This window comes from Amycolatopsis sp. NPDC049252, assembly GCF_043197175.1.
Lineage (GTDB): Bacteria > Actinomycetota > Actinomycetes > Mycobacteriales > Pseudonocardiaceae > Amycolatopsis.
This window is the reverse complement of the sequence record NZ_JBICSQ010000053.1, coordinates 48,605-60,352: the sequence shown is the minus strand read 5'-3', so window position 1 is coordinate 60,352 and position 11,748 is coordinate 48,605. Positions and strand designations below refer to the sequence as shown.

The 11,748-nt window shown below is 69.3% G+C and carries 9 protein-coding genes and 1 pseudogene; 2 read left to right on the top strand and 8 right to left on the bottom strand.

The features are described from left to right. Window positions 1-517 (top strand): annotated as a pseudogene (locus ACGFMK_RS35190) (hypothetical protein); the annotation flags it as partial. A gap of 172 nt (window positions 518-689) precedes the next feature. On the opposite strand, the gene ACGFMK_RS35185 reads toward ACGFMK_RS35190, so the two are convergent. The 8 genes from ACGFMK_RS35185 to ACGFMK_RS35150 form a co-directional block, all read right to left on the bottom strand. Further along, complete coding sequence (locus ACGFMK_RS35185; RefSeq protein WP_392772646.1) at window positions 690-1,286, bottom strand: hypothetical protein; 597 nt, start codon at window positions 1,284-1,286, stop codon at window positions 690-692. Window positions 1,287-2,077: 791 nt separating this feature from the next. Then, the gene (locus tag ACGFMK_RS35180) at window positions 2,078-3,853 is read right to left on the bottom strand and encodes a vWA domain-containing protein (RefSeq protein WP_392772643.1); all 1,776 of its coding nucleotides are present in this window, start codon (window positions 3,851-3,853) and stop codon (window positions 2,078-2,080) included. A 40-nt stretch (window positions 3,854-3,893) separates the two neighbouring features. Continuing rightward, window positions 3,894-5,129, bottom strand: a complete 1,236-nt coding sequence (locus ACGFMK_RS35175) for an AAA family ATPase (protein WP_392772657.1) — start codon at window positions 5,127-5,129, stop codon at window positions 3,894-3,896. Between the two features lie 790 nt (window positions 5,130-5,919). After that, window positions 5,920-8,361, bottom strand: coding sequence for a transcriptional regulator (locus ACGFMK_RS35170; protein WP_392772640.1), 2,442 nt, complete (start codon window positions 8,359-8,361; stop codon window positions 5,920-5,922). Window positions 8,362-8,457: 96 nt separating this feature from the next. After that, window positions 8,458-8,859, bottom strand: coding sequence for a hypothetical protein (locus tag ACGFMK_RS35165; RefSeq protein WP_392772637.1), 402 nt, complete (start codon window positions 8,857-8,859; stop codon window positions 8,458-8,460). A gap of 19 nt (window positions 8,860-8,878) precedes the next feature. After that, a complete protein-coding gene (locus tag ACGFMK_RS35160; protein ID WP_392772634.1) occupies window positions 8,879-9,313 on the bottom strand; it encodes a pilus assembly protein TadG-related protein in 435 nt (144 codons plus the stop codon). Next, window positions 9,313-9,771: a TadE/TadG family type IV pilus assembly protein gene (locus ACGFMK_RS35155; protein WP_392772628.1), complete on the bottom strand. Its 459-nt coding sequence runs from the start codon at window positions 9,769-9,771 to the stop codon at window positions 9,313-9,315. Before ACGFMK_RS35155 ends, ACGFMK_RS35160 begins: the two co-directional genes overlap by 1 nt. After that, window positions 9,768-10,649, bottom strand: coding sequence for a hypothetical protein (locus ACGFMK_RS35150; protein WP_392772625.1), 882 nt, complete (start codon window positions 10,647-10,649; stop codon window positions 9,768-9,770). Before ACGFMK_RS35150 ends, ACGFMK_RS35155 begins: the two co-directional genes overlap by 4 nt. Window positions 10,650-10,906: 257 nt before the next feature. Here ACGFMK_RS35150 and ACGFMK_RS35145 point away from each other — a divergent pair, with 257 nt between their 5' ends. Beyond that, the gene (locus ACGFMK_RS35145) at window positions 10,907-11,695 is read left to right on the top strand and encodes a sulfite exporter TauE/SafE family protein (RefSeq protein ID WP_392772622.1); all 789 of its coding nucleotides are present in this window, start codon (window positions 10,907-10,909) and stop codon (window positions 11,693-11,695) included. Window positions 11,696-11,748: the final 53 nt, after the last annotated feature.

Here is an 11,748-nt window from a genome sequence, read left to right as displayed (position 1 = left end):
CCTGGCCAAGGCAGCTGGGGTCGGACGCTCCACGGCGTCGAAGATCCTTTCCCGCTGGGCCGCTGAAGGACTGGCGACCCGGACCACGGGCAAGGACCAGTCCGTCCCCGTCACATGGACGTTGCGCGACGACGAACAGAACGACGACACCGCCGAAGTCGCGGCGACCGAAGAACCCGCGGCCAATACAGCAGTCCAGCCCACGGACGCTCTCGTCCCTGAACCTGACGCCCGAGAAGCTGATCCTTCACCAGTGCCCGACTCCGAGCACGACCCGACACCGTCGGCAGCCACCCTGACGGACGCGCCGAAGAAGGAACGACTGCCCAAGGGAGCGCTGTACGACATGGTGCTGGGATTCCTGAAGGCGCACCCCGGTGAGGAGTTCGGGCCCGCCAAGATCGGCGCCGAGCTGGTCCGCTCCAGCGGTGCCGTGAACAACGCACTGGAGAAGCTCGTCACTGACGGCCTGGCAACGAAAACGTGCGAGGCACCAAAGCGCTTCACCTGCAGCTGAACAACTGGCACCGACGAACGCGGTCCGGTCGCCACCTCGGCGACCGAACCGCGTTCGTCGGTTGCCTTTCAAGTGAACGATCTTGAAGGAGTTGGTCAGAAACTCCCTGCCGTCCGGAGAGATGGCGAGAGCCGTGCGGCGCGTTGCGCCAAGGGGCCCGTTCTGCACGCAGCTACAGCACGGCACGGCCCAGTTGGTCGGATAACCCACGTACCTCATCGTGTGTGGCAAACAGGATGCCGGTTCGACGCATCGTGCGTTCCTGATCACCATCCGGTGCTGCTTCGTCTGAGCGCATCGGTTCCGCCACGATCGGGACACAGTGATCGTCGAGGATCAGAGCCCAAGGTTCGACACGATGTACTACCAGTTCTGGTCCTCGAGCTTCGAAGCTGAAGGTCTCGACCATTAGGAACGTCTGGATTCCGGCGGCAAGAGCGGCATAGTCCTCACCTCCGATACGTGTCACCGACATCTCCCGGCATGACCGGTCGTGTCGGCACACCAGCACCACCTCGTCGACGGGATCGAACACTGGGCGCCGCGACGGTGCCTGCTCGACGCGCTGGACCAGGGAGTCGCGAGCAGCGCCGATCTCATAAGGCAGCCACCAGGCTGCAACGATCATGCGAGGCCGAAGAAACTTCAGGTAGGCAAGGACTTCGACAGCGAACACCGCGCCCATCAGCAGCGCAGGTGCTGCCTCAGGCGGACCCCAGCAAGCTTTGACGAACGCACCGATCGCGGCCATCCCGAAGATTGCGGTCACGACATCGTTGCTGCGAAGGATAACTATGCGCAGCCGCATCGAGGCTCCCCTCTGTTTGTAGTTGAATCCCCGTCGGAGCGGAACGGGCCCCAGTGCGGTCAGGTAGCAGCACCGGACGGCTCGGAGGAACGGCGAGGCATCAGCAGGCCTTCGGTCCTGCGGGCCGTCACCGCCCGAACGGGGTGGTCGTCAGTCACGACGGTCACGGTGCCCGGCCCGCGTCCCCGGCGGCGAAAGTCGGCCAGGCCATGGCGCGATACGACTCGGTCGGAAAGCCGGAAAGCCAGTCCTCTGGCATAGTCGGGTTCGACCAGTTTGTGGGCATGGGTTCCCGGTGGACTTCGCATTCGCCGTAGTCCTCGGTTCCCAGGCAGTCCTCGGGCGCCACCCCGTCGGGTGAGGGTGCCGTCAGCGGACCGGGGTCGCACTCGTCGTGGACACCGAGGCTGGCGTACCCGTAGCTCGCCCTTGTCCACGTGATGGCCAGCTCGCGAGTGCGCTGCCGAACTCGTCTGAGGTAGTCGCGCTCAGCAACTTCGGGTCCAACGGGCAGGGTCACGAGGGTGAAGGGGTCCGGTGGCGTGTTTCGGCGAGGCGGAGGTGAGGACCGCATGCGCGACCGCGCCGGAGCCTCGTCCTCGGAAGAACCCGGCTCGGCCGGTGATCCGTTCCGTTCCCACGGACTCGTCCTTGAGGACGGGGTTGTTGGCGGGTACTGCGGGCATGGTGGCCATGCATCAGCGTCTCCTTTGAGGTGTTGCGGGGTGGGTGGGTGTTCGGCCGGGCCCTGGTCAGCGCCGGGCGGCGGCGCGGAGTGCGGTGGTGGCGGCGTGTCCGATGGCACGGGCGGCCGCCGTGGGGTCGGTCAGGACGTGGACGGTCGCCTCGTCGAGCGGGGTGTCGGTGTCGCCGGTGGTCAGCCACAGCACCGCGCACCCCGAAGCGCGCAACCGGTCGAGCTTTTTCTGGCCGTCGCGGCGCGGGTCAGCGCGGTAGTTGCCGTCGGACACGATGACCACCAGCCGGGCCGCGCCCGGGCGGGACAGGCCGAGGGTGCCGTCGAGGGCGTCGAGCGCGCGGGGGATGTCCTCGTAGTTGTCGTTGGAACGGAACTCGGTGACCTCGGCGGGCGGCTTGCCCGGATAGGTCAGGGGGCGGACGTGGTGCCCGAAGATGACGCTCGCGGTGTCGGCGGGCACCCGGGTGTGCCGGGCGGCGTTGGCCAGAATCCAGGCCGCCGAGGCCACGTGAGCGCGTGCCCATCCCATCGAGCCGGACACGTCGCACGCGATCCCGACTCGCAGCGGCGGCACGGTGACCGGTGTGCGGATGGTGCGGGTGAACGGCTCGGCGGTCACCACGGCCCCGGCGGCACGCTGCGCTTCGGCCACGCGTACCCCGCGCATCCGCAACCGGCCCGGCGGCACCTCCGAGGTGGAACGCACCGCGACGCGTTCGCGGGTTCCGGCGGTGTCCAACGCCCGCGCGAGAACACGGGCCGCCGTGCATTCCTCCGGCGTGGGCGGCCGGGTGCCCGTCGTCCTGGTGTCACCACCACGGGGACCGCCGGTACCGAACACCCGCCGCGCCACTGCTCCCGCCTTCTTCTCGGCGGCGTCGTCGCTTTCCTTCGCGGCGGCCGCGACGGCGGCCGGGTCCTCGGGAGCCTTTTCCCCCGCGACCTTCGCCGCCACGCCGCCCAGCACGGCAGCGATGGCGTCCGCCAACGGTGACGGGGCGGCGGGGGCACCGGGGCCGAGCGAGCCGCCCGCCGGGTCCGAGGTGCCGGGCGAGGCCGGCGAGGTCGAGTCTGTGCTGTCGGGGTCGGTGCCGAGGATCTCGCACCACTGCCGCCCGAGGTCGAGCATCTCCTCCCCCGCGTCGTCAGCGGTCCGCAGCGCCTGCCGCCACACCGCCCGCAGCTTGCCGAGGACGTCCGCGCCGAGCACGTCCTCGACCACCCGGGCGAGGGGGTAGACCTCGGCGTGGGTGAGCACGCCGCCGTCGGCCCGTCCCAGCAAGAGCGCGGCGGAGCGCGCGGCGTCGGCGGGGGTCATCTTCGGAGCGGTAGCGGGGTCGGCGTAGAGGTGCAGGTCGGCGGCGACGATGCCGTTCACGCACGCCCGGAGCCAGTGCCGGTCGTCCGGGCGGCGGCGGATGTGGGCCGCTTCCATGCGGGGCTCTTCCAGCAGCATGGCGGCGGCGACCACGGCGGGCGGGGCGTCGTCCGGGGGCTCCCATGCGGTGTGTTTGGCGTGGCCGCACTCGTGGGTGAGGGCGCCCCACGCCGGGGCGTACCGGGGCCGGTCGGACAGGTTGGCAGGGTCCACCGTCGCGGGGTCCACCCCGAGGTGGTCACCGTCGACTTCGATCAGCGCGCGGTGCGGGTAGAAGCACGCCGGGGCGCCGCCGCCCGCGCCGGGGGCGACGCTGACCACGAGGTCGTCGCGGTCGGCGATCACGGGGACCTCGTCGGCGAACGCAGCGGACAGGGTCAGCCACTCCGGGCGCGCGGGGAACACGGCGGCACCGGTGGCGGTCGGGTCGGCGGTGAAGTGGGCGCTCATGGCGCGGGTCCTTTCGCGACGGTTTGGGGCGTGAAGAGAGTCAGGGTTTGGTGGCAACGCGGGCGCCGAGGGCCAGCGGAGCGACGGCCTTGCCGAAGACGTCGCGCACGGTGGCGGCGACGGTGACGCGGTCCTCTTCCGGCGCGATGCCGACCAGGTTTGCGGCGGCGGCGTCGAGGTCCCATGCGTCGGCGAGTTTCTTGAATGCCAGCAATTCGCGTAGCTGGGGCGCCCAGCCGATCTCGCCTTTTTCCTGCCGGGTCGCGAGGTTGCGTGCCACCCGCACGGCTTTCTTGTCGACCCCGAGTTGTTCGGCGAGGGCGTAGTCGCTGGAGACCTGGATGTGCACGGAGAACCGGGAGGACAGGGCGTCGGTGAGGATGGCGCCGTGGACGCCGGGGTTGTGTCCGGCCACGACGTAGAACCCCGGGGCGGCCTTGACGACTTCGCCGCCGTTGGCCTTGACCACAATTTCGCGGCGTCCATCCATCGCGGGGTAGACCACGGCGAGCACGGTCGGCGGGATCAGGGTCGCGTCGTCGATGAACAGCGGGACACCGGCACGCATGGCGCGGACCAGCGGGCCGTGGACGAACACGAAGTCGCCGTCGGGGGTTTTGGTGTAGTCGCCCACCAGGTCGGCCACCACAGTGTCGCCGTCGCCCTGCACGGTGAGGCAGTCGTTGAACGCCGCCTCCACCACCGAGGTCTTCCCGGTACCGGGCGGCCCGTACAGCAGGGCAGCCACCCCGGCGTCGCGCAGCCGCTGCAGCGCGGTCACGTCGGGCATCCCGGACAGCAGCCGGGGATGATAGTCCATCCCGTTCGGACGTTTCACCGGGCCGGTGACCTTGCGGACCGGTCGCGTGGTGGCACTGCCAGCGCCGGACGGCGCGGGTGTGGTCGGAGGAGCGGCGGGTGCCGTCGCAGCAGGCTTGCGGCGCGGCGTGCGGGGTGCGCGGGGCGCGGCTGGAGTGATCGCGGATGCGGCGGCGGCCGCTGTCGTTGCAGTCGCCCGGTAGGCCAGTGGCGCGGTGGTGGCGAGTTCGGCTTCTCCCCTGTCGGTCAACGCTTTGCAGGCGTTGCCTACGGCGCCGGATGAGCGGTTCAAGGTGTGCGCGATGCCGCCCGGGGTGTGAGTGTTCGCGGCGTCGTCGGCCAGAACCTTGGCGACCATCGCGCGGAGTTCACCGTTGCGAAGCCGGGTCGCCGTCCCACCCGCCGGGGTGGTCGGCCCGGTGGCGGGTGCCGGTGCTGGCGTGGTGGGCGTGGTCATCGCGGGTAATTCCTTTCCAAGTGAATGGCACGGGCGACACGGCGAACCAGAACAGTTCTTGATTTGATTTCCGGATTTCCCGGTGACCCAACAAAAGTAACTCGACAAAGCAGTCGCGCACAATGCTTTTTCTGCAACCCATTCGGGTGACGAATTGCCGCCTCCACCGAAAAAGGATATTGACCATTTCATCGAACCGTTTGCGCAGGTCGCAGGCGGAGAGCAGCCGGCTAAGCTCCCACAGAAAGAGGAAATATGCATTCTATTCAAGAGAAACAAGAAAGGGATGGGAAGCACCAACTCAAGGCGAGATGACCATCGGAGCAGGACCGTGGATGGATGATCACAGCGGTTGGATCGACGAGGCGGGCCTGATGTGCTTACCTGCTTGTCGCCAAGCGAGTCTGGGATACCAGCGGATCCCTGCGTACAGGCGCTGACCTGCGCGAATGCGTGTACGCGGAGGATCCGTCTTAGGCGGTCCACGGAACACCAGTGCGATCGGTACCCACGGGGGCACCCCCGGCGGCCGTCGAGCACTCGACGGATGAAACCCCAGCCCCAATGACTCCAGCGAATGGGGTGCTCACATGGCCGGCGTAGCGCCGTGCCCGTGGAGGAGAAGCACCGCAAGAGTCCGGCGGCGACGCGCCAAACGACAGCAACTTCGAACGGAAACACCGAGGGACTTTTCTACGCGACGACTATCAGCAGGTTGACACTAACATCGGTCGCGACTGCTCAGCCATTTCACCGTCGAGGTATTTTATAGAGTCGCCTGCAGAACGATTCAGGTCTTCGGGATTGCGATACCGGCGTGGAGTTCTCGTAGGCGCTCGGCGAGCTCGATTGTGGCGCTGGTTGGTGTTTCGTCGATCTCGGCGAGGCGCGCTTCGAGCAGGCGCAGCGTTCTGGCTATCGCGTCGTGCCGGCCGAGGTTGTGTTCCAGACGCATGATGTCGCGGTAGAGCAGCTCGTTGTGCGGGTCGAAGTCCCGCGCGGACTCCAGCAACTCCAGCGTGGACTCGGGATCGCTTTGCACCTGGTCTCGTGCAAGGGCGGCGACGGCGTCGAGGGCATCGCGGCGGACGCCTTCCCGCAGCGCGGTGAGCCATTCGGTTTCGACGCCGGCCGCCAGCTCGCCGCCGTAGTTTGCGACGATCTCGGCGTTGGCCGCGGAACGTTGCCGGCCGTCGGTCGTGGTGCGGCGGCGCGCGAGTGCACCGGCGAACGTCCAGTAGTCGACCTCGACGACGGTGGGTTCGAGGCGGTACCGGCCGTGCTTGGCAACGACGAGATCGCCGATATCGGGCGAGGTGGCCTTGTCGATGGCGGTGCGGAGGCGGGATAGGACGGTGCGCAGCACGGCAGCCGGGTCCCGCGCTTGGCGGTGGGCCCAGAGGCTGTCGATGATCGCGGCCCGCGAAACTCCCTCGGGATGGAGAGCGAGGTAGATCAGCAGCTCCCACAGTCGTCGGGACAGGCTGCCGGTGACTTCGACGGCGCGGTCCGGGCTGGTGACGTCCGGTCGCCATGACAACGTCGGCTGCCCGAACACCGACAGCACCAGCGGCGTGGCCACGTCGTGCTGGGATTTGACGGTAAGCGCGGTGACCGACTCCGGCATAGCTTGGGCTTGGTCGACGGCCGGAGGGATTGCAATCTCCAACCCGTAAGAGGACTCGGTCGCAGGCCCGTGATGGTCGTCGGGAACGCCGCGTGCCGCATCGAAGAGTGCGAACAGCTCGCGGGTCGCGGATTCGGGGAGGGAGAAGGCTCGCCGGCCACGTAACGGCTCCCCCAGCCCCGGCGACGTCGCGGTGACGACACCGGCAGCGTCCACGTAGACCGTGACCCCGGGATGCCACTGGCCGAGCAGCAGCACGAACGTGCGCGCGAGGCTTCCGGCGAGGGCGTGCTGCAGACGGTTGCGATCGGCCTCGCCTGCCGGCGCGCTCGCCAGGAGAATTCGGGGAGTGCCCGCGGTCGGGCTCTGGCTGGCGAGACGTGTGAGCGCGGCGGCGAGGTCATCGACGACGTGGATGCATCTCGGCAGTTCGGCGATGTGGTCCGGGGCGCCGAGCAAGCCACGTAGATCCGCGGCCGGCGCCACGACCTCCGGGTCGCGGGCGGAGGTCATGGCCGTGAGCAGCAGCGCGCGGGCAGCGGCGTGACTGCCGGGTCCGATGAGACCGAGACCGTGCGTTGCCGCGAGGTCCAGCGCCAGTTCCGCGGCATCTTCATCGGCGGGTCCGCCCAGCTCGGGCGCCGTACCGGGCTCGGCGGCGCTGCCTTCCGCGTCGGCGACCTCGGCTTCGTCGAGGTCGGTCTGGGCGTGCTGGTGTTCCAGGTGCAGTTGGTAGACGACCGGGGCGACGGGCAGGGCGTCGTCGCGCTGGCCGCTGCCAGGCCGGTAGCTGGCTCGCTGACGTCGGCGGGCGACCAGCAGCGCAGCGCTGATCGCGCCTGCCAGCCCGAGGCCGACGTAGACCTCAGGCTCCCACGACAAGCCCGAATTCGAAGAAGCGGCGACAGGCGCGGTCGGACTTGGCGGGGTGACGGTCGTGGGCTTCGCCGACGGAGGCTGCGGGTGCGGTGGTTTCGGCGGGGCGGGCTTGGTCGTCGGCGGTAGGTGGATCTGGTCGCCGGGGTGGATCAGGCTGGGCGAGGTGAGCCGGCGTCCGCCCGGCTGGGCGCTCAGGTTGTTCAGCCGCCAGATCTCCGGCCACCGGTCGCCGTCTCCGAGGCGGCGTTGCGCGATCCGGTACAACGAATCGTGGACGCCGTCGCATGGCGGACGCACCAGCTCGACGTCCTCCGCTAAGCCGTCGACAGCCGAGGGCGCGGCGACCGACGAGGTCACGTTGGACAGGACCGTACTGCTTCCACCGGGCGCGGCGAGGGCACTGCGGCTGACGAGCGACACGATGACGGCGGAGATGAGCACGACGGCTGCCCGGCGAAGCGGGCCGCCGCGACGGGCGAAGTCCGGTCGGCCGGCAGTGAGGACGAGGTCGCGTACGCACCCGGCCAGCTCGACGAGGAACGCCGCCCAGAGCAGCCACGCGCCGCACGCGAGGACGTCCAGCAGCAGACTGGTCGACAGCGGGGCCGTCAGGACCTCGCCGAGCTCTGCTGGCGTGGGCAGGTGATCCGGCAGGGGCCAGCCGATGAACCGCACCAACGCCCACGGCAGCCCGGCACACAACCCGGACAGCAGCGCGAACGCCACACCCGCCTGCAGCAGCCGAGGCGCGCCGTGCAGGACAGCATGACGAGCTCGCCGCAGTCCAGCCTCCCGTTCTGTGGGCACAACAGCGTCCTTGGCTCAGCTTCGCTGGGCTTGGACAACCGCGGGCTGCGTGTTGGGCGCGTGCGGCCCTGGCCGAGGTTCCGGCGGCGCTGCTGGTGTCGTCCCGAGCTTGAGGTCTGGTTTCGGCCGACGGCTTCCGGGCGGCCGGCCGCGCCGGCGGGGTTTGCCTGCAGTGAGCCACGTGGTGAGGTCGGCGCTCGGGACGTCGGTGAACTCGGCCAGCTCGTCAACGCCGATGACGTCCGCCGCCGTGGCGAGCACGGTGCCGAGTTTGCGTTCGACGTCGGCCAGCTCTTCGGCCAGAGCGGCCCGGCGGTGCGCGAGCTCGCCGACCTCGCGGGCTGCGGCTGTCCGCCTGGCGCTCTTCTCCGCGTCGGCCTTCTCGACGCGCCGTTCGATCTCGTCGGTCGTGATCATTGGTCTCGTCCTCCGGTGGTCAGGGCTCGAGTGCGGCGACGCCGCGCTGGGGGTGTGCGGCGCCGCTGCCGTGGGCGCCGATCGCTGGGATGCCGATGAGCGACAGCAGCTGGGTGCGCTGGCTGGTCGTGACCGTGACGGTCACGGTGTCGGCGTTCGCGGTCACCGTGCCCGTGGCGCCGACTACGGCGAGGTAGCGACGCGCGAGTTCGTCGGCGTCCGCGGGCACCAGCCGGAGTGCGCCGGTCGCCCGGTACGCAGCTAAGTCGATCGCTTGCGCGCCGGCGCGGGCAGCGGATTCGGCCTGGCCGGTCGCTCGGACCTTCGCAGCGAGCGCGAGGCCTCCGTCGAGTCCCAGGCCGGCTAAGGCCAGGAGTCCGAGCATCAGCACCACGACGAACGCCGAAACTTGGCCTTCCTCGGCTCGCCACCACTCCACGTGGCGGATGTCCATCACGTACCTCCGGTGGCCGGCTGGGAGCGGAAGGTGTCGATGACCTCGCTGGCGGTGGCGCTGAGCGCCCGGGTGCCGGGCACGCCGAGGACGAGCGCCTGGCCGAAGTCGACGGTGCAGCGGACGCCGACGACGACGGTGCTGCCCGGGCTCGACGAGGTCGTCACGTTGACCGCGGCGTCACGACAGGCCAGTCCGGCGTGCGCCAGCGCCGAGGTGGCGGTCGCTCGCGCCGCCGCGACGGCCGCGGCTGGCGTGCGCTGCAGGCTCGCGGCGCGCGCGGCCTGGTGCGCGACGTCGTCGAGGCGCAGCCGCGCGTCTACACCGCGGTGGACGACCACGGCGACGAACACCAGCAGCATGACCAGGATGGGTGCGAGCAGGACCGCCTCGGCGGTCACCGACCCGCACTCGGAGCCCCACCAGCTCGCTATCCGGCGGGCCCGGGTGGCGGTCACCGGACCGGCTCCGGCCGCTGTGGTTCCCACGGGAACGGGCCGGCTCCGGTCAAGTCTCGGGCCGCCGTGACGTGCGCGAAGACGGAGGGCGGCAGCTCAGCGGCGGCGTCGGCTACTCGGTGGATCGACGCGAGTTCCAGCTCGGAGCAGATCGTGCTGGTGCGCTCGATCAACGCAGCGTGGCGGAGCTTGGCTTCCCACGCCCGGGTAAGCGTGACGCACCCCTGCAGGTGAAAGACCAGCTCGCCGAGCGAGGCGTCGAACTCGGCGATCGCCGACGCGGTCGTCGCCGCGAGATCGCTCTCCCCCGGGGTCTCCGCGAGGCACGCGGCGTGCCGGCGAGCACCTCCTGTCCGGGACAAACGGCTCAACGCGTCCCAGACGACCTGGTGAACTCGACCGGGCAGCTCCGGGTTCAGCCAGTCGCGTGCCGCTGTGTCGTGCAGTTCGCCGGTGAGTTCGATCAAGAGCCCGGCTGTCTGGACAGCTGCCTCGCCAAGGTCGATGAAGTCGTGGCTGCGGAGGAAGAATTCGCCGGGCGACCGCTCCAGACGGCAGCGACGGCCGTACCGGTGCTGGTGATCGATCGCCAAGCACGTCGCCGCGACGACCATGTCGATCAGGCCGCTCAGCACGAGCGCGATGGCACCGCCGATCGTCAGCGCGCCTGCGATGGTCTTCGCGTGGTCGATGCCCACCACCGAGGCGACGGCCAGCAGCCCCGCCACGAAACGAATCGAGATGACTCGCGCCAAGCACGCGTGACGTACACAGCGACGCCAACGTTTCTCTGTGATAGCGGGGTTCCACAGCATGATGTCTGGTCCGTCGGCGAACTCTCCCACCGTCACCGCGCCCGGACTTTTCAGCAGTGACATGATTTCTCCTCCTTCGATCGACGAGGTTGGGCAACCGCGGCTGGCGGGCAGATCCCGGGGGACCGGGCAACCTGCCCTATGCGCTTCAGCAAGGGCAGCCAGAGGACGAAGTCCGCTCGACAGGCGGTGACTTGCCCCGCACCTGCGCGCTGTTCGGCATGTCGGTCGCAGGCGCGCCCCACGACACCGCCATCCTTGGCCACCCGGACTTGATCTCGGGCGCCGACGACCGATGACTGCACTATGAGGAGGCAGCGGTGACCTGGCTTCAGGATGTCATGGGGTTCACCGCCGGGCTGCTTATCGCCCTGGTCACCGCGCCGGTCGGGGTGTCCGGGGCAGTGTTCTTGCTGCCGGTTCAACTCAGCGTGCTGCACGTCCCCAGCCCGGCGGTGACACCCACCAATTTGATGTTCAACATCGTGGCCACACCTGGCGCCTTGCTGCGTTACCGACAGCACGGCCAGCTCAACAGCCCGCTGGCCCGCCAACTTGTCGCAGGCACCTTGCCCGGCGTCATCCTCGGCGCGCTGATCAGGGTCTTCACCATTCCCGGTCCACGCGAGTTCGGGCTCATCGTCGCGGCAGTCCTGCTGCCTCTGGGAACCTGGCTGTGCGTCAAGACTTTGCGTCGTCGTCCGGCCCGCCGTCACACGCACCGGCCACCAGCACCAAGGACGATTTTCTTGCTGGGCTTGATCGCGGGAACAGTCGGAGGCATCTACGGCATCGGCGGCGGCTCGATCCTTGGCCCCGTGCTCGCCGGTTTGGGTCTTCCCATCGCCGCGATTGCCCCCGCAGCACTGACCTCGACCTTTCTCACGTCGATCGCGGGCGCAGCAACCTATGGCCTCCTGTCCCTGATCACCGCTGGTGACATCGCACCCGACTGGCCGCTCGGCCTGCTCCGTGGTGTGGGCGGCCTGCTCGGTGGGTACCTCGGTGCCCGGCTTCAGCCACGCATGCCCGAGGCTGCGCTGCGTGTGGTGCTCGGAGCGCTCGCCATCGTTCTGGCCATCATGTACTTCGTCCAAGCCCTCGGCTGACACCAACCACAGCTCAGCCCCCGCAACAAAAGAGGCCGCCGAGACATCGGGAA